The organism is Corynebacterium endometrii, assembly GCF_004795735.1.
In the GTDB taxonomy this organism is placed as follows: Bacteria; Actinomycetota; Actinomycetes; order Mycobacteriales; family Mycobacteriaceae; genus Corynebacterium; species Corynebacterium endometrii.
Genome location: NZ_CP039247.1, coordinates 105773 through 123445, shown reverse-complemented (window position 1 = coordinate 123445; position 17673 = coordinate 105773). Strand labels below are relative to the sequence as shown.

Below are 17673 nucleotides of genomic sequence, written 5' to 3'. Positions count from 1 at the left end.
TCCGGGAGGGGGGTCACGGTGCGTACCAAGAGTCAACAGATAAATGCAACGGTTGAGCGCGCCGTCTCCGCGCTCTCGGAGCTCAAGGATCTGATGGCGAATGTTGACGATATTTATTTCGGCTCAATCTGCGACTCGCTCGAACGCCTTGAGTTTGCCGTGAACTATAAGACCATCACGGATGCCGCATTCGCGTTCATCGCGGAACGTGATGACGCTGGTCGCCGCGTGGGCTCAACCAAAGCCGTTGATTACCTAACCGCCCGCCTCCACATCACCCGGCAAGAGGCATTTGCCCGCATCAAGGCCGGCAACATGCTCTTCGCCGAGGAGGAAGAAACGGAACTGGACTTGGGTCCGGAACCGGAGCCGGAGCAAACCGAAGCTGATTTCTCCGCTGCGGAATCTGAAGAGGCGCGCCGCCGGCGCGAGGAAGAAGAGGAACGCCGCCGCGAGGAAGAGCGGCACAAAGCCGAAGAGGAGGCCAGGCGCCGCAAAGAGCGCGAAGCCAAGAAGAAGGAAGAACTGCGCAAGAAGCTGCTCGAGGAAGCCGCACGGGCCGCGAACCGCGAGAAGGTGCAGATGATCGAGCAAGAGCTGCGCGCACTCGTGAAATACAGCCAGCCCGGCCCCAATGAACTTAGGCTCCAGGCCCTCGATTACGCCGAGACCCACAGCCTGGACGATACCCGCGCTTGGCTCCGCAGGCTCGTTGGCAAGGCTAATGCCAACGCGGTGACCCCGCGCAATAAGAAGGACCCCTACGCCTCCACGCGCAAGCGCGAGTTATGGATATCCCGTCCGGATCAGGACGGGGGTTGCCGCATTGGCGGATACCTGGATGCGGTTACCGCGACGCTGGTGAAAAATGCCCTGGCCCCCGCATTACAGCCGGGTGGGCCGGATCTTCCGCCCGAGGAAGACACCCGCACGGTAAATCAACGCCGCCATGATCAGCTCGCTGCGATTGTGGCCAACTGGTCCGAGGAGAAGGCCTCCAAACACCCAAGCGGCGGCCTAGGCACCATCGTCATCTCTGCGACGGTAAACCAGCTCAAGGAGCTGAGCCCCGATACGCTGTTGCCCACCACCGTGGGCACCATGCTAAGCCCCAACGACCTGCTGCGCCTGGGCGCTGCAGCCAGCGACTTCCTGATGATTACCGATAACAAGCAGTTCAAGCCCCTAGCGCTTGGGCAGGGACAGCGCACGGCGAGCTTCTTCCAACGCATCGCCCTGGCCGCCGCATACATGGTGTGCACGGAACCCGGGTGTGACAAGCCCGCGAGGGAGTGCGACATGCACCATATGGTGGCGTACTCGATGGGCGGGCCGACGGACGCAAACAATATGTCGCCCGTCTGCCGCTGGGACCACGTCAATATCAATGATTACCGGGACGGCCGCAACAACATGGGCTACATCGACCGGGACCCCGAGACCGGCCTGGTTGGCAAGTACCACGCGGACGGAACATTCGAGGTCAATGAGACCGTCGGAGCCCAGATGGGAGCCACCCGGTTGCTAAGGAACGAAGTTAACGGCACCGCCGAACACTTGACCGGCAAGCCGTGGACTCCGCCCGATGATGGCGGTGGCGGAGGAAATCCCCCAACAGACAAACGGCAGCCCGAGGGCGGGCAGGTATCAGTACAGCACGCGAACGACTTTGAGGAACATGACAATCCCCCGGCGTGGCTGTTTGAGGAAGATGACTACTACCACGTTGATGAGTACCACGCTTACGAGCCTGAAGATGGAGCGGCCTAGTTAGGCTCTCCCCGGAACAGCACGAAGCCCAGTCCCCCACGCGAAAAGTAGGGGGAGACTGGGCTATAGGCGCGTCCGCGGTGGGCAGGCAGCAGCGGGCCGTGCAGCATGCTGCCTACTGGTTGGATTAGTCCAGGATTGTCTCGCGGAGGATGGACATCGGGATGGAGCCGAGGGAGAGGGCCTTCGCGTGGAATTCGCGGGGGGTCATTCCCTGCGCTACCGCCTCATCGCGGGTCTGCTGCCAGAGGCGCTGACCAAGAGCATAGGACGGGGCCTGGCCGGCCCAACCCAGGTAGCGGTTGACCTCGAAGGCGAGGTTCTTGTCATCCATCGCGGTGTTCTCACGCAGGAAGGACTTCATGTGTGGCTTGTCCCAAACGCAGGAGCCATCAGGCATCTTCTTGGATAGGTGGAGTCCGATGTCCACCACTACCCGGGCGGCGCGGAGGCGCTGCGCGTCGAGGAGGCCCATGCGGTAACCAGGGTCATCCATGTAGCCCAGCTCCGCCATGAGCTGCTCGGCGTAGAGGGCCCAGCCCTCGCCGTGGCCGGAGTTCCAGCAGGCCAAGCGGCGCCACATGTTGAGATCCCCCTGCGCAACCTGCTGGCCAAGCTGAAGGTGGTGACCGGGTACGCCCTCATGGTGGACGGTGGTCAGCTCCTGCCAGGTGTGGAAGGTAGTCTGGCCTGCCGGTACGGACCACCACATGCGGCCGGGGCGGGAGAAATCCTCGGTGGGAGGGGTGTAGAAGATACCACCGGTTCCGGCGGGATCGATCTTGCACTCGATGGTCTTGATCTGCTCCGGGATATCGAAGTACTCGCCGTCCAAATCGCGGACGACTCGATCGGCGGTCTCCTGCATCCATTCCACCAGCGCATCGGTGCCCTCGAGGGTGTAGCGCTCATCGGCATTCAGCTTGCGCATGGCCTGGCGGATGCTGCAGTCCTCGCCGTAGAGCTCGGTGGCGATGGCTTGCTGCTCGGCTCGGATTTCCTCGAGGCGATGAAGGCCCCACTCGTAGGCCTCGTCGAGGTCCACGGTGTCACCGACGAAAAGCTTGGAGAAGCGTTCGTAGCGCTCGCGACCGAAGGCATCCTCGGTGGGGGCGTTCGGCTGCAGTTCCGCGGACAGCCATCCGGAGAACTCCTCGAAGGCTTGCTTGGCGTTTTCCACCTCGGTGGAGTCCTCGGGCTGGCCGAGTCCATCGAGCACGGAGGTGGCGTCCGCGAGGGCGTTGCACTGGCCAATGACCTCATTAATCTGGCGGGTCGCCGCCACGTGGCCATGGGAGGCGGCCTCCAGTAGGGACTTCTTGTAGCCCTCCAGCGCGTGCGGGACCTTGTCCAGGCGGGAGCGGATGGCGTCGAGCTGCTCGGGCGTCTCCTGCGGCATCTGTGCCAGGGTGTCACGAATGTCCTGGACCGGTGAGGCAAGGTTGTTGAGCTGGCGCAGATCCTCGCCGTGGTGGTGCAGATCCAGGTCCAAGACCAGGCGATCGCGCAGCACGGCGGCGGTGACGTAATCTACGTGGTCAAAGTCGTCCTCATCATCGGATTCATCGGTGGAATCATCCAAGGCGTCCAGATCCGCAATCATCTCGCGGGTACGATCAGCCACCGCGCCCCAGTACTCGGGGGAGTAATCCTGCAGCTCGCCATCGAAGCCCTCGATGCCCCACTCGGTGGCCGCGGTTGGGGATAGCTCCGCTAGGTCTGCCAGGAAGTTGTCACAGGATGCGTCCAGCAGGGAAGGCTCGCGCGGCGCTGAGTTTTCTCCCGCGTTGGATCCCGTGCCCTTGGCTGGGTTCTCTACAGAATACTCTGAAGTCATAACGGCGTAGTCTATCGCTTAGATCTGATGCTGGAAACTTGAATCACAGGTGATCTTCACCAAATTTCAGCAAAACCCCGGTTTTCTGGGAGGATTCACGGAGGATTTACTCAGCCCATTTTGGCCCCAGCGGGCTCCAGCCGGCGAATTTATCCAAAACCGCGGCGGGGTCCTCATCCAGGACTATGGCATCCACGTAGCGCTGCTTGATGAATCCCGTGGCGGCGAACTGGGCCAATAGGTCCTTAAAGGGGCTCCAGAAGCCATCGATATCTATAAGGCCCACGGGGCTATCTATGTGGCCTAGCTGCTGCATGCATAGGACCTCGGTGATTTCCTCGAGGGTTCCAATCCCGCCGGGGAGGCAGATGAAGGCCTCGGACAGCTGCTCCATGCGGGTTTTGCGCTGCGCCATGGTGTCTACCACCTCGAGCCTGGTCAGGCGGGGGTGCGCCATCTCGCGGTCCACCAGCTGCCGGGGGATGACGCCGGTGACCTCCCCTCCGGCCTCCAGCGCGGCGTCAGCGACGGTGCCCATCAGCCCGACGTTGCCGCCGCCATACACCAGCGTGATACCCCGGGCGGCGAGCTCCGCGCCCAGGGTTTGGGCGGCCTCCTTGTATTTAGGGGACAGGCCGAAAGCGGAACCACAATACACAGCAACAGACTTCATGCATTCCAGCATAAAGCTAGGCTGGGCGCCATGAAAGACGTAGCGCAGCTTGTTCGTAGCGCCCAGCGTGTGGAGGTGTTCACGGGGGCCGGCATGTCAGCGGAGTCCGGGCTGGATACCTTCCGGGACCCGCAGACGGGCATCTGGTCACGCGTGGACCCCACGGCCATGGCCAGCATCGACGCCTGGGCGCGGGACCCGGAGCCCATGTGGGCGTGGTACCTCTGGCGGGCGGAGGTGGCGCGGCGGGCGGAGCCCAATGCGGGCCATCGCGCCATCGCGCGGTGGGCGCAGGCGCTAAAAGCGCGCGGCGGGCGACTGACGGTGACCACGCAAAACATCGATGATCTGCACGAGCGCGGCGGGATGACGAACGTGGTGCACCTGCATGGCTCGCTGTATTCCTACCGTTGCTGCATGTGCGCCCGCCCCTGGCGTGGCCCCGTGGAAAGGCTGGAGGAGGCGGTGCCCCGGGCCACGCCGCCGGCCTGCCCGCTGTGCGGGAACCTGGTGCGCCCGGGCGTGGTGTGGTTCGGCGAGCCGCTGCCCCATCGCGAGTGGGATGAGGCGGAGCGGCGCATGACGGAGGCGGACCTGGTGGTGATCGTGGGGACCTCCGGCGTGGTGTACCCGGCGGCGGGCCTGCCGCGGCTGGCCCACGAGTTGGGCACGCCGATCGTTGAGATCTCGCCGGCGCCCACCGAACTCACGCCAATAGCGTCCCACTTCATCGAGGGCACCGCGGCGACGGTTCTTCCGGGGTTGGCGGATGCCTGCTAAGCAGGTGCTATAAGGGCGGCGAATTCTATAGTTATACAGGTAGTTTGGACATTTTGGGGGTAGACCATGCGGTCTAAATCTACCCCCGCAACGTTAGACAAAGCGGTCTAAATCTGTTTATTATTCACGCATGAATAAGGCAGAACCGGCATTCTCACGGCTACAAACACCAGCGGCAAAATGTCTCCACCTGGTGCGCCTTAACCCCATCATCACGCGCAGCGAATTAGTTGAACTAACCGGTTTGTCGCAGCCCACGATCACCCGGGCCGTCGGCTCGCTTTTGGACGCCGGCCTCATCCAGCAGCGCATGGACCTCACCCGCTCCCATGGCCGGGGCCGCCCCACCGTGCCGCTGGAGCTGGCAACCAATAACTGGATGCTGGCCGGCATTGCGGTGGGCACCAAATCCACGCACATTGCGCTCTTTGACACAAAGGGGCGCCCGTTGCGCGATCTTGACATCGAAACCCACGTGGCGGAGCTGACCCACGAGGACTTCATCGAGCACATCATCGCCGGCGTCCACCGCCTGAGCACGGGGCTGGACTACACGCTGGTGTCCATGGGCGTGTCCACCTCAGGGCGGGTGGACGAGGACGGCCGCGTCTACGCCCCGAACCTGGGCTGGGATGGCCTGGACGTGCCATCGCTATTGCGTAACCACTTCGGCGTGCCGGTCATCGTGAGCTCGGCGATTCCCGCAATCTTGGGCTCGGAAACTCAGGCGGCGGATCTCTCCGAAACGGCGCCGGTGCTGGTGCTTTTCGCCGACGACTCCATCGGCGCCGCCCTGTCCAATTCCTCCGGCGTCCGCCAGATTGTCCCGTTGCCCACCGTCAGCTCCGATCTGCTCAACCTCGACGGTGCGGCGGCGGAGAGAGCCCTGACCACCGCCGGCGTCCTAAAATCGCTGAAGGACGCGGGGGCGGGCCAGGAATCGTTGGCCGCGGCGGTGGCGGCGGGCGAAGATACCGGCAGTGGTGCCGGCGCCACGGCGCGGGCCATCCTGGATGAGCGGGCCAGGCTGCTGGGCGAGGTGGCCGCGGAGCTTATCGATGAATACCGCCCGGCGACCGTAGTGGTGGCGGGTTCCGCCTTCTATTCGGATTCCTCCGCGCCCAAGAAGTTCGCCGCCTCCGCCCGCGCGGCCTGCTCCACGCCCACCGAGGACGTTGAGCTGCGGATGATCCCCACCCACCGCGAGATTGTCCGCGCCGTGGCCCGCGCAGTGGCGCTGGACCAGCTGCTGCGCACGCCGCTGGCCCTTGGAAAGACCCTGGAGCGGGCCTAGCCCCGCTTATTCCTCGGCGCCTTGCGGGGCTCGGTGGCGAGGACCTGCTTGACGGAGGGGACGCCGGAGATAAGGTATGAGCGCAGGCCCACCTCGCGGGCGCCGGCCACCCATGAGGGATTGGCGTCAAAGTACAAGGTGTCCTTCACCGTCGCCCCCAGCGCGTCCACGGCCACGGCATAGGCGCGCGGATCCGGCTTAGCCACGCCGATGTCGCAGCTCATGGCAACCGCGGCGAGATCACCTAGCCACGTGTGCTTCGCGCGGACCAGTCGCGCGAGCCCCACCGGCAGGTTCGCCAGCACGCCGACCTGGTGCCCCTCATCGATGAGCTGTTCGGCGTAGGCCACCATGTCCTCATTGGCGTCAAGGCGCGCACCGAAGTCCGCGGCCACCGCCTCTGCAATGGAAAATTCCACGAGCCCCGCGCGGTTGGCCACCTTCTGCCACCACTGCTTGTCTGAGATCAGACCCGCCTCATACTCGGGGCGAAGCTGCGAATACACCCGCCAGAACGCCTCAGGGTCCTCCACTCCCGCGGCGGCCTCGATGCGCTGGCGGTCCTCGGGGCCAGGCCCTTCGAGGAGCACGCCGTAGAGCGAGAACACAACATTTGGCATGCCCCCGATTTTAGCCATTACTCCCCCTGCGGGTTCCCGGGGGTGCGGCGGCATGGCCACAAGCCACGGAGGCGTGGGGCGGGGCCCAAAGGGGGCGTCGGAATAATGCGGCTAAGGCTGACGCTGCCCCAGGCCTGCGTCGATGCGCAGCAAACCTGAGCCATCGTTGCCCACGAGCTTGAGGCGGTCGATGATCTCTGAGACGGTGGCCTCCTCCTCAACCTGCTCGTCCAGGAAGTCGTTGATCAGGCCGCGGGAGTCCAGGTCCTTGACTTCATCAGCGATGCGGGCAATCTGGCGGATCTGCTCAGAGACGTGCTTTTCATGGGCCAGCGCCGCCTCGAAGGCATCCAGCGCGGTGGCGGCCTTGACGGGCGGGAGCTCGATGGTGGTGAGCTCAACGCGGTAACCGCGATCCATGAGGTGCTTGGCGAAGCGCTCGGCGTGCTCACGCTCCTCTTCGGCCTGCGCCGCGAACCAATCACGCATGCCGGTCATGGAGAGGTTGTCCATCTCATAAGCCAGCTGCGTGTAGACCAGGGCGGCCTGGTGCTCGGAATTGACCTGATCGTTAAGTGCCTTTTCTAGTCGCTTATCCATAGCGCCCCACAATACCCGCGCTTAATCCAGCGTGCCGGACAGCCGGTCAAGGCGCTGCTGGCTCTGGTCATCCAGGCCCACGAATTCCACGGATGTACCCTTCGCCTCATACTTGGCGCGAACGGCGTCCAGGGTGGCGACCGTGGAGGCGTCCCACACGTTGGCCTGCGTCAGGTCCACGGTGACCGGTCCCGGCAGGTTGTAGTCAAAGGCGTAGACCAAATCATTAGAGGAGGCGAAGAACAGCTGCCCCTTGACCCGGTAGGTATCCCCGCGCAGCTCCACGGAGACCACGTGGGCAACCCGGCGGGCAAAGGCCACCATCGCGGCGAGCACGCCCGCTATGACTCCCACCGCCAGGTTGTGCGTGGTCACCGTACCAACGACCGTGACCAGCATGACCATAGTTTCTGATGCCGGCATCACCCGCAGCGTGCGCGGGTGCACCGAACGCCAGTTGATGGTGTTCGCGGAGACCACGATCATCACGGCCACCAGGGCGGCCATGGGGATGGCCCCCACGGTCTCCCCGAGGACCATGATGAGGATCAGCAGGAATACGCCGGTCAACAGCGTGGATAGGCGGGTGCGCGCCTGGGCATCCTTGACGTTGATCATGGTCTGGCCGATCATGGCGCACACGCCCATGCCACCAATCAGAGCGGAGGCGATGTTGCCGATGCCCTGCCCATAGGATTCCCGCGTCTTGTCAGAGTGCACCTCCGTAATATCATCCACCAGCTTCGCCGTGAGCAGGGATTCCATCAGGCCGACGAGGGCCACGCCCACCACGTAGGGCGCCAGGATGGTCAAGGTCTCAAGCGTAAACGGCACGTCCGGGATGAACAGCCCAGGCAGGGACGTGGGCAGCTCCCCCTGGTCCCCCACGTCCGGCACCCGCCAGCCTGTGGCCAGCGCGATGGCGGTAACCACCACGATGGCGATGAGCGGCGCCGGGATGACGGTGGTGATCCGCGGCCAGACAATCATGATGGACAGGCCGATGCACACTAGCGCGTAGACCTGCCACGGCACGTTGGTCAGGTGCGGAAGCTGGGCGGTGAACATCATAATGCCCAGCCCGTTGACGAACCCCAGCATCACGGAGCGCGGAATAAAGCGCATCAGCCTGGCCACGCCCAGGGCCGACAGGACGAGCTGCAGGATGCCGGCTAGCAGCACCGCCGCAATCACGTAATCGGCGCCGTATTCATGGGATAGCGGCGCGATGACCAGCGCCACCGCGCCCGCCGCCGCGGAGATCATCGCCGGGCGGCCACCGGTGAACGCGATGGCAATGCACATGATCACCGAGGCAAACAGGCCCACCTTGGGGTCCATGCCCGCCAGGATCGAAAAGGACAGGACCTCTGGAATCAGAGCCAGCGCCACCGCCAGGCCACCGAAGATCTCCTTGCGCAGCCGCGCCGGCGAGGAAAAAGCGAAGCGGAAGCTATCTGCCACGCCGGTTGGCGCCTGTGGCTCCGCCTCAGCGGTCTGATTAAACTTGTTCACGGATAGCAGCTTAAACCCCGCGCCCCCGATTGCTAATCCGGCAGGCCCCGGCGTAGGGCGCCAAGGTTGGGTGGGGTCCATGGGATTGAGGGGGCCTTACGCCCCGGCGTGCGACGGGAGGGCTGGTGTGCGACGGGAGTGGAGAAACACAAAATGGGAAACGCGGAAACGGCACGGGCAATCGCCATCGTGGGCGCGGGCCCGCGCGGGGCGTCCATCATTGAGCGCATCGCCGCGTACCTCAAGCGCTCGCCCGACGGTGCCGATCTGACCATCCACGTCATCGATGACGCGCAGCCCGGCGCGGGGCGAGTCTGGGCCACGGACCAGCCCCGCACGCTGTGCATGAACACGCTGGCCGGCGCGGTGACGCTGTTCACGGAGCCGGGCGCCACCGTCGAGGCGCCCGTGTTTGAGGGGCCTATCCTCTATGAGTGGATCCGGCTGCTGCGCGGCGAACGCGAGGGCATCGCACCAGCCAAGGCTGCCGTCTTTGACGAGTTTTCGCCCGAGGACTCGGTCATGCGGGGCTTCGCCGAGGAAATCGCGGCCACCCGGCCGGAGTCCAACCCGTCCCGCGCGCTCTATGGCGCGTATATCCACTGGTTCTACCGGGTCGCGGCGGCGCAGCTGCCGGATGGGGTGACGTTGGTGGAGCATCGCTCGCGGGTGGTAGCACTCGAGGCGCGGGGGCCGCGGGACGCGCTGCGGTTTGCCGACGGGACCGAGGTGTTGGCCGATGCCACCGTGCTGGCCACCGGCTGGACGGCCAATGGACCGTCCCGGCAGGAGGAGGCGCTGGCGGACTCCGGGATGACGTGGATCCGCCCGGATAACCCGCTGGACCAGCCCGTCGACGTACTGCCGGAAGGCGGCCCGGTGCTGGTGCGCGGCCTGGGGATGGGCTTTTTCGATCTGATGGCGCTGCTGACTATTGACCGCGGAGGATTGTTCGTTGAGGACGCGGGCGCACGCTCCGGGCTGCGCTATGAGCCGTCCGGGCGCGAGCCACACCTGGTGGTCACCTCCGGCCGCGGCTACCCGTACCTGCCCAAGAGTGAGTACAAATCGCTGCCGCCGGCGGCGAACCTGGAGCGGCTCTCTAAAGTCTGCGCGGCCCTTGGGGACACCCCGGCCGGTTCGCGAGCAATTGATTTTGGCGTGGAGGTGTGGCCGGCGATTGTCCGTGACGCCTACTCGGAGTATTACCGCACCCAGGCGCGGGTTGCACCCGGTACCCTCCGCCTCCCCTTGCCCGAGGTCCTGGCGCTCATTGACGGGGCGGACCTGGAGGGCGCGGCCTCGGCGGAAGAGGCATTCGGCGCGGTCAGGGCGCTAAACGCGGCGCTGGATGGGGTTAGCGAGGAGCCCTTTGACCTGGCCTATTGGATGGATCCGCTGGCGGGGTTCGCGGGATCCGTCGGGGAGCTCACGGCGCTTATCGGCGAGGGCATGGCGCGGGACATCCGCGAGGCGGTATCCGCATGGGACAGCCCCGTCAAGGCCGGGCTGTGGGCGGTGTCCGCGGCGCGCAAACCCTCCTCCATCTTGGGCTCCGAGGGACGCTTTACCCGCGCCTCCCGCGACGGTGCCTACGCCCAATTCGTCGCCACCGGCCAGATGGCCGGATCCGGCCCGCCGCTGTTTCGCATCCGCCAGTTGCTTGCGCTGACCGACTCCGGCCTCGTCGCATTCCTGGGCCCGCGCCCGGCGCTCAGCCTCGGGGAGGAATTCACCGTGACCTCGGGCGGGCGCTCGGCCAGTTCGGGCGCGCTGGTGGACGCCTGGATGCACGCGCCGGACATCACCAACCCGGAGGCCGGGGGCCTGTTCGATTCGTTGATCCAGGCCGGGCGCGTGCGCCCATTTCGGGACGGCCGTGCCTCCGCCTCGCCCGAGGTCGATCCCGCAACCCGCCGCGCGGTGGGCGGGGGCGGCGAGCCGGACGTCAGGCTGCACATCGTGGGTATTCCCACCCATGCGCAGCTCCCGGATACCACCATCTCCCCGATGCCCGGCACGGATCCGCTCATGCTGCAGGAGACGGATAAGGCCGCCAAGTCGCTGCTTCGGACGGTTGGCGTCCTCTAGCCCGTTACCCGCTACCCTCGCGGCCTAGCGGAACGGCACCTCGCCGATGGTGCGGCGCAGCTTGCGGGTGCGCAGCCGCTGCGGGTTGGCGGCCAGCGCCTCCATTGCCCGAACGGCGCAGATGACGTGCGCCTCCTTAGAGTTGGAGTAGAAGGCCTGCGCCTGGGCGGGGAGCTTGGGCACGGCGTGAAGCGGCAGGTCAGAGACGCTGAGCAGAGTGCCGTACGGGACTCGGTAGCGGTAGCCGTTGGCCGCCAGCGTGCAGGACTCCATGTCCACGGCCACGGCGGTGGAACCGCGCAGCCACTCCCAGAGTTCGCGGTTGGTGCGCCATTCCCAGTTGCGGTCATCCGTGGAGAGCACGGTGCCGGTGCGCATGAGCACGTTGTCCTCGCCGTAGACGCTTTCCACCGCCTTCTCCAGCGCGCGCTGGACCTCCGGCACGGCCGGGATTGGGCTATTGGCGCCCAGACGGTGATCGAGGATGTGGTCCTCACGCTGGTAGGCGTTGCCCAGGATGAGGTCCCCGATGCGCATGCGGCCATCGAGCCCGGCGCAGTGACCAATCATTATCCACGCCTCGGGCCGCAGGACGGCGAGGCAGTCAGTGATGGTCTTCGCGTTGGAGGGTCCCACGCCGATGTTGATCATGGTGATGCCATCCCCCTCCCGCGTCACCAGATCGAAGCGCGGCATCTGGAAGCGCGAGCTTAGCCCCAGAGAATCCGCATCTATATCCACCGCCTCGTTGGGGTGGATGGATTCCCCGTTGGGCAGCAGCAGCGCCTCGTAACGGGAGGCTTCATCGGCCAAGGCTCCCAGGCCGAAGCGGACAAACTCTCCGGTGTGCATGTCATAGTTGGTAAACAGGATGTACTTTTGCAGCGAATCCACCTTGATTCCGGTGTAGTGCTCGATGCGCGCGCAGGCGATATCAAAGCGCTGCGCCCCAAAGAGGAAGAGCGGCTTTTCCTTGCCGTGGAACGCGCGCCAATCACCGTCAACGATGGCGTCATTGACGTCATCCAGCGTGGGCCGTGGGATGTCACCGCGGCGCTCCGGGATGGCCCCGGCATCCGCGATGTACTCCGGCGGGATCTGCACCTTGGAGGCGCCCACATAAATATCGCACGGGTAGTTGCCGGTCAGGCGTTCAAGCATTTCCCGCAGGTAGGCCTCGATAATGTGCGGCTTGGAGATGGTGGCACTGTAGCGGCCGGCCTCATCCACGTAGCCAAAGGGTTCGGAGCGGTCAATTGGCCGCCATTCCCGGATGTCCACCATGAGCTTGGGGTAGGTGACATGGCGGTAATCCTCAAAGTTCCCGGCGGCCAGCGTGGCCCGGGCCAACTCGCAGGAGGCCTCATAGTGGTCTTTTAGGCGAACTATGGCTTGGTCCACGTCCTTGCAGTGCTGCAATTTGCTCATGGCCACCAGCCTAGCGGGCCGCGCGGTACCCCGCCGGATAGCGCAGTAACCCCGCCGGATATGGAAGGACCCGCTGGCCAAGCGCAACCAGCGGGTCCTTCTCCCCATGACAAGTGCCTTCAGGTGATGGTGCGAGGAGCAAGTGGAGCACAACCGCCACCTGTAAGTTAGGCAAGGCTTACTTTACCCCATTGTGGATAAGTGTCAACCCCCTCTTTAAAAAAATTGCCTACCCTGGGGGCCATGAGTCCCGCTTCGCTTCCCGATATCCGCAGTACCATCTCCACCCGCCTCAAAAAATACTGGCCGCGAACCTCCTCCTCGGCGCAGGATTTAGCCAGCGCGAACGCCCTACGCGAAGAGGTGGCGGCGGAAATCGCGGCCAAGCTGCGGGCGACCAAGCGCGGGGAATTTACTGAAGACGGTACGGATACCGAAGCCGGCACCGGCGAGGACGCCGCCAACAAACTCGGCGCGGCGATTGGCTCCCTGGCCTTGGGCGCCCGGCTCAAGCCGCGCGGCATCTTCGAGGATGACTGGACCGCCCGCCCCACCGAGAAGCGCCCGTGGCCGGTCATCATGATCCACGGCACGTGCGAGAGCAAGGGCAATTGGCAGCAGCTGGGCGAGGCCCTGCGCAAGGCCGGCTGGGCGGCATTCGCCCCGGACTTTGGCAACCGCGCCACGGGCGTCCTGGAGGACTCCGCCCGCCAGATCGGCGCCTACATCGAGGCGGTCCTGCAGGTCACCGGCGCGGAGCAGGTCATCCTCGTGGGCCACTCGCAGGGCGGCCTGCTGGCCCGGTACTGGATGCGCACGTACGGCACGGCGCACCTAGTCCGGCACGTGTTCTGCGTGGGTTCGCCGAACCACGGCACCACCCAGGGCGGCATCATCTCCCCGCTGGTGACCACGCGCCGCGGCGAAGAGGTCATGGCGTCCGTCATCGAGGCGTTCTTCGGCGCGGCCGGCGCCCAACAGATTGTGGGCAGCCCGCTGCTGGAGGAAATGGCGGCCGGCGGGGACCTGGAACCGGGGGTGCGCTACACCTGCATCGCCACGCGCGCGGACACGGTGGTGGTACCACCGGAATCCTGCTTCCTGGACGCCACCTCCGCGCCCGAGGGCACCGTCCGCAACATCTACGTCCAAGACTTCGACCGCCTGGCCGTGGTCCTCCACCAGGACCTGCCTATGGACAAGCGCGTGATAGCCATCATCACCACCATCCTGGAACAGCTGTAGCCCCCGGCGCTAGAGGCCCAGCCCGTCCAGGATGGAATCAAAGGCCGGGCCCACCTGCGTGCGCCAAAGGATGTCCACCCGGTCATCGCCCCGCCCCGGCCCGCCGTTGATGACCGCCACGGGTTTGCCGGCCTTCTTGGCGTCCAGCACGAAGCGGAACCCGCTCATCACGGCCAGGGAGCTGCCGGCAACCAGCAGGGAATCCGCCGCATCCAGCATCGCGTAGGCGGCGTCCTTGCGCCGCGCCGGGACCGGTTCGCCGAAGTAGACCACGTCAGGTTTTAGTAGCTCCGATCCGCAATCCTCACACCCGATGAGCCTAAAGCGCGCCACCACCTCATCCGGCAGCGCCACGTCGCCGTCCGGGTTGACGCTATCGACGTGGATGGATTCGAGGTAGCCGGGGTTGGCCTCGGACGCGCGGGCGTCAAAGTGCGCGCGGTCCTCCACATGCCCGCAATTCAGGCACACCACCTGGGCTAAGTCCCCATGCAGCGGCAGCACCGTGCCCTGGCCGGCCTCCGCGTGCAGCCCGTCGACGTTCTGGGTGAGCACGCCCGTGATAAACCCCGCCCGCTCCAGCTCCACCAGGGCGTAATGCGTGCGGTTCGGCTTGGCCCCGTTCATCACGCGCCACCCCACGAAGCTGCGCGCCCAGTAGCGGTGCAGCGCCCGGCGGTCATGGCGAAACTCCTGATACGTCATCGGCCGGTGCTTGTTCAGCGATCCCTGCGGGCCGCGGTAATCCGGCACCCCCGAATCCGTGGACACGCCCGCACCGGTGAGCACCAGGGCGGGGCGCTCCCGCAGCATGGCCAGCACGCCCGCAAGCGCCCGGTCCGGCGGGGTGGGCTCCGTGGTCTCCTCCACCACGCGCGCAATGGAACGCAGCGCGGAGGCGTGCGCGTGATTGATGGCGGAATCCGAAAAGCTCATGTGCTTAAGTATAGGTATGCCGCCATCAGCCCAGCGCCGTGCAACCGGCGCGTTCTACACGCCGCCGTTCTGGGCGGCCCAGGCGCATGCGCACCTTGACCGGGCGCTGCCGGGCTGGCGCGAATGGACCGTCTGGGACCCTGCCTGCGGGACGGGCAATCTGGTACAAAACCTCGAGGCCCCCCGCCTTTTGCTCAGCACGCTCGACGCCGCCGACCTGGCCTCCGCGCCCGGCGCGAAAGCGGCCGCGCAGTATGACTTTTTATCCGGCGATCCGGTCCCGGCCCCGGTGGACGCGGAGTTAAAGGCCGCCGCGCGCGAGGGCCGCCCCGTGTTATTCCTCATGAACCCGCCGTACGCCTCCTCCGCCAACCAGGATTCCAGCCACAAGGCCGGCGCCACCATTAACGCCACCGGCAGGGCCATGCGGGGCCTGGGCCCGGCCGCCCAGCAGCTCTACACCCAGTTCCTCTTCCGCATCATGCAGCTACAGGAAGAATACGGCTGGTCGCGGGTGGCGATAGGCATGTTTTCCTCGGCCAGGTTCATGGGCTGGCCAAAGTTCATGGGCCGGTTCTCCGAGCGCTTCGGTTTCGTGGACGGCTTTTATTTCAACGCCTCCGCCTTCGAGGACGTGGCCAACACCTGGGCAATCGCATGGACGGTGTGGGACAGCGCGCACGTTCCTGCCCCCACGATGCGCCTCGAGCTGCGCGCACCGGACGGCCGGGCCTTGGGGACCAAGAACATCCACCCCGTAGAGCGCCCGCTGTCCGCTTGGTTGAAGGAGGCCACCTCCCGCGCGCCTCGCAAAGCGGAACCGTACGTGCGGCTGTCCGGCGCGACGCGGGTGAATACCTCGGCCAACCCGCGCGGCTTTTTGACCCAGGACGCCTTCGGCTACCTGCATAATAACTCCGATTCCGTGGAGCATTCCGCCAAGTACGTGGGGCTGTATTCCACCGCCTTTGGCTCCGCCAACGGCGTCCCGGTCACCCCGGCCAACTTCGAGCGCGCATGCGTGGTCTTCGCCGCCCGCAAGGCCACTGTCCCGCCGCCCGCGCTCCAGTGGATGACCGGCCATGACACCTACCAGGCTCCCGGCCGCCTGCCCCGGGATTTTGTCAGCGATTGCGTAGTCTACGCGCTGTGTTCGCGCTCCGGCTCTCAGCAATCGGGGCTGCGCGGCGTCAAATATGCGGGTCACGCACTGGATGTGCACAATGAATTCTTCTGGCAGGGTGAAACGTTCGTGGCCCGGTGGCTGGCCGGGCGCACCCTGTCCGAGGAGGCCCGGCGGGTTCTAGCCCTCCTGGACCAGCTGGTCTCACTAACCCCACACTGCGTGGCCGACGCCGGCTTCCGCCAGCGCCTGCCCCACGCGCCCCAGTCCTGGCTCGCCGACTATTCCCGGGCCTTCACCGCGCTTGACGAGCGCGTCCACCGCCAGGTCATCGATCTTGGCTTCCTGCCATCTAGCATTAGTTTGCTTTGAGGTTTTTATCCGTCACCGTCAGGACAAACAGGGCCCCGGCCGCGCACAGCAGAATAACCGCAATGATCCGCATGCCGCTGGTGGTTGGCTCCTCGCCGAAGACGATTGAGATGACCGCGGAGGCGACCATCGCGCCGATGTTGGTAAACGTCCGGGACAGCCCCGAGGCGGAACCCATGGCGTTGGCCGGGGCCTGGACGTAGAGCGCGGCCTGGTTGGCCACGGAACACACGCCATGCGGGATGCCAAAGGCGGCCATGGCCAAAAGCAGCCACCACAGCGGGGAGTCCGCCCCCAGCAACACCAGCATGACCCCGCCCACCAGCAGCATGCCGGCGGTGAGCATGAGCTGGAAGAACAGCTTGGAGTTCTTGCCCGCCCAGATGGTGGCCGCCGCGCCCAGGATCATGGTGGGCAGCTGGATAAACCCGGCCATCGAGCTGGAATAGCCCTGCACCCCCTGCGCCCACTGCACAAACCCGTACGTCACCAGGTACATGCACAGGAGCGTTAAGAAGAAGCGCAGGAACGTGCGCGTGAGCGGCCCATTGTGCGCCACCATCACCACGTCGACGAACGGGTCCTTGTAGTTCTTCTCCCACAGCACGAATACCACGCCGGCGGCCACTCCCAGCACCACCAGCCACCAGGCCCCGCCGCGCACGTCGAGCAGAAACAGCAGCAGCGCCACCATGGAGCCTGCGAACAAGGCGATGCCCAGCCAGTCAATATCCTTCAACCCGCGCGGGGTGGTGGAGGCGGCGGGGCGGGCGGAATCGGGCGGCAGGTATGCGAGGGCGAGGCCCAGGGTTATCAGCGCGAATGGGATGTTGACCAGGAAAATTGCCTCCCAGCCAAACGCGTCCACCAGCACACCGCCCAGCACCGGGCCCACCGTGGCCGTGGCCAAGGAGGAAAAGGACACGGCGGATAGCAAACCCTTGGGGGTTTCGCGGCCGTGCCGGGTGGCATCGTCACGGATGAGCACCATCACCGCCGGGTACGCCGCGGAGGTGCCCACGCCGATGCCCAACCGGGCAATCAGCGCGCCGGCAAACGTGGGAAACAGCGTGGGAATAACCCCGCACACCGCGGTCACGATAAGGCCAAAGACATACACCTTGCGCGGGCCAAAGATGTCCGCGAACGTGCCGAAAGTGGGCATGAACACCGCGCTGACCAGGTAGAGGCCCGCGACCAGCCACACGGCCGTGGCGGCGCTGACGCCGGTCTGCATGGATATGGGAACCAGGGCCACGGAAATCATCGTGGTGTTAATTGGATTCAGCGCAGGACCCGGCAGCACCGCCGCCGCAAAACGCTTGCTCACGCGCTGTTCCATCAACACCCCTTTCCTTCCGGGTAACACCGTACTCCCAGCCCGCGCTA

Annotated in this window: 14 protein-coding genes; 6 read left to right on the top strand and 8 right to left on the bottom strand. The window is 65.5% G+C overall.

Features of this window, described 5'->3' with window-relative positions:
- Window positions 1–18: 18 nt before the first annotated feature.
- Entirely contained in the window at window positions 19–1770 is a 1752-nt protein-coding gene (locus tag CENDO_RS00530; RefSeq protein ID WP_136140302.1) for an HNH endonuclease signature motif containing protein, read from the top strand.
- Between the two features lie 127 nt (window positions 1771–1897).
- On the opposite strand, the gene CENDO_RS00525 is transcribed toward CENDO_RS00530, so the two are convergent.
- Complete coding sequence (locus CENDO_RS00525; protein WP_136140301.1) at window positions 1898–3607, bottom strand: DUF885 domain-containing protein; 1710 nt, start codon at window positions 3605–3607, stop codon at window positions 1898–1900.
- 106 nt (window positions 3608–3713) lie between these two features.
- Complete coding sequence (locus CENDO_RS00520) at window positions 3714–4280, bottom strand: LOG family protein (RefSeq protein ID WP_136140300.1); 567 nt, start codon at window positions 4278–4280, stop codon at window positions 3714–3716.
- 30 nt (window positions 4281–4310) lie between these two features.
- Between CENDO_RS00520 and CENDO_RS00515 the strand changes: the two genes are divergently transcribed.
- Entirely contained in the window at window positions 4311–5060 is a 750-nt protein-coding gene (locus tag CENDO_RS00515) for an NAD-dependent deacylase (protein WP_136140299.1), read from the top strand.
- A 130-nt stretch (window positions 5061–5190) separates the two neighbouring features.
- Complete coding sequence (locus CENDO_RS00510; RefSeq protein WP_136140298.1) at window positions 5191–6354, top strand: ROK family transcriptional regulator; 1164 nt, start codon at window positions 5191–5193, stop codon at window positions 6352–6354.
- Here CENDO_RS00510 and CENDO_RS00505 read toward each other — a convergent pair.
- The 3 genes from CENDO_RS00505 to CENDO_RS00495 form a co-directional block, all read right to left on the bottom strand.
- Complete coding sequence (locus CENDO_RS00505; RefSeq protein WP_136140297.1) at window positions 6351–6974, bottom strand: HAD family hydrolase; 624 nt, start codon at window positions 6972–6974, stop codon at window positions 6351–6353. The genes CENDO_RS00510 and CENDO_RS00505 overlap by 4 nt on opposite strands.
- A 111-nt stretch (window positions 6975–7085) precedes the next feature.
- Window positions 7086–7574: a ferritin gene (locus CENDO_RS00500; RefSeq protein WP_136140296.1), complete on the bottom strand. Its 489-nt coding sequence runs from the start codon at window positions 7572–7574 to the stop codon at window positions 7086–7088.
- A 21-nt stretch (window positions 7575–7595) separates the two neighbouring features.
- Window positions 7596–9170, bottom strand: a complete 1575-nt coding sequence (locus CENDO_RS00495; protein WP_136140295.1) for a SulP family inorganic anion transporter — start codon at window positions 9168–9170, stop codon at window positions 7596–7598.
- A gap of 72 nt (window positions 9171–9242) precedes the next feature.
- Between CENDO_RS00495 and CENDO_RS00490 the strand changes: the two genes are divergently transcribed.
- Window positions 9243–11180, top strand: coding sequence for an FAD/NAD(P)-binding protein (locus CENDO_RS00490; protein WP_136140294.1), 1938 nt, complete (start codon window positions 9243–9245; stop codon window positions 11178–11180).
- A gap of 24 nt (window positions 11181–11204) precedes the next feature.
- On the opposite strand, the gene amn is transcribed toward CENDO_RS00490, so the two are convergent.
- Window positions 11205–12608, bottom strand: coding sequence for an AMP nucleosidase (gene amn / locus CENDO_RS00485; RefSeq protein WP_136140293.1), 1404 nt, complete (start codon window positions 12606–12608; stop codon window positions 11205–11207).
- A gap of 243 nt (window positions 12609–12851) precedes the next feature.
- Here amn and CENDO_RS00480 point away from each other — a divergent pair, with 243 nt between their 5' ends.
- Window positions 12852–13853 carry an esterase/lipase family protein gene (locus tag CENDO_RS00480; RefSeq protein ID WP_210726545.1) on the top strand — a complete coding sequence of 334 codons (1002 nt, stop codon included), beginning with the start codon at window positions 12852–12854 and terminating at the stop codon, window positions 13851–13853.
- Window positions 13854–13862: 9 nt separating this feature from the next.
- Here the strand turns inward: CENDO_RS00480 and CENDO_RS00475 are convergent, their stop codons facing one another.
- Entirely contained in the window at window positions 13863–14789 is a 927-nt protein-coding gene (locus CENDO_RS00475) for a Sir2 family NAD-dependent protein deacetylase (protein WP_136140292.1), read from the bottom strand.
- Between the two features lie 16 nt (window positions 14790–14805).
- On the opposite strand from CENDO_RS00475, the gene CENDO_RS00470 reads away from it, so the two are divergent.
- Complete coding sequence (locus CENDO_RS00470) at window positions 14806–16284, top strand: hypothetical protein (RefSeq protein ID WP_136140291.1); 1479 nt, start codon at window positions 14806–14808, stop codon at window positions 16282–16284.
- Here the strand turns inward: CENDO_RS00470 and CENDO_RS00465 are convergent.
- Window positions 16271–17614, bottom strand: coding sequence for an MFS transporter (locus tag CENDO_RS00465; RefSeq protein ID WP_168707147.1), 1344 nt, complete (start codon window positions 17612–17614; stop codon window positions 16271–16273). The two genes, CENDO_RS00470 and CENDO_RS00465, sit on opposite strands and share 14 nt — an antisense overlap.
- Between the last annotated feature and the right edge of the window lie 59 nt (window positions 17615–17673).

Excerpts from the sequence above, each read along its gene's own strand:
- CENDO_RS00480 (WP_210726545.1), top strand. The coding sequence starts at position 12,852 with ATGAGTCCCGCTTCGCTTCCCGATATCCGCAGTACCATCTCCACCCGC.
- CENDO_RS00470 (WP_136140291.1), top strand. The coding sequence starts at position 14,806 with ATGCCGCCATCAGCCCAGCGCCGTGCAACCGGCGCGTTCTACACGCCG.
- amn (WP_136140293.1), bottom strand. The coding sequence starts at position 12,608 with ATGAGCAAATTGCAGCACTGCAAGGACGTGGACCAAGCCATAGTTCGC.
- CENDO_RS00495 (WP_136140295.1), bottom strand. The coding sequence starts at position 9,170 with ATGGACCCCACCCAACCTTGGCGCCCTACGCCGGGGCCTGCCGGATTA.
- CENDO_RS00490 (WP_136140294.1), top strand. The coding sequence starts at position 9,243 with ATGGGAAACGCGGAAACGGCACGGGCAATCGCCATCGTGGGCGCGGGC.
- CENDO_RS00475 (WP_136140292.1), bottom strand. The coding sequence starts at position 14,789 with ATGAGCTTTTCGGATTCCGCCATCAATCACGCGCACGCCTCCGCGCTG.
- CENDO_RS00505 (WP_136140297.1), bottom strand. The coding sequence starts at position 6,974 with ATGCCAAATGTTGTGTTCTCGCTCTACGGCGTGCTCCTCGAAGGGCCT.
- CENDO_RS00510 (WP_136140298.1), top strand. The coding sequence starts at position 5,191 with ATGAATAAGGCAGAACCGGCATTCTCACGGCTACAAACACCAGCGGCA.
- CENDO_RS00515 (WP_136140299.1), top strand. The coding sequence starts at position 4,311 with ATGAAAGACGTAGCGCAGCTTGTTCGTAGCGCCCAGCGTGTGGAGGTG.
- CENDO_RS00520 (WP_136140300.1), bottom strand. The coding sequence starts at position 4,280 with ATGAAGTCTGTTGCTGTGTATTGTGGTTCCGCTTTCGGCCTGTCCCCT.
- CENDO_RS00500 (WP_136140296.1), bottom strand. The coding sequence starts at position 7,574 with ATGGATAAGCGACTAGAAAAGGCACTTAACGATCAGGTCAATTCCGAG.
- CENDO_RS00525 (WP_136140301.1), bottom strand. The coding sequence starts at position 3,607 with ATGACTTCAGAGTATTCTGTAGAGAACCCAGCCAAGGGCACGGGATCC.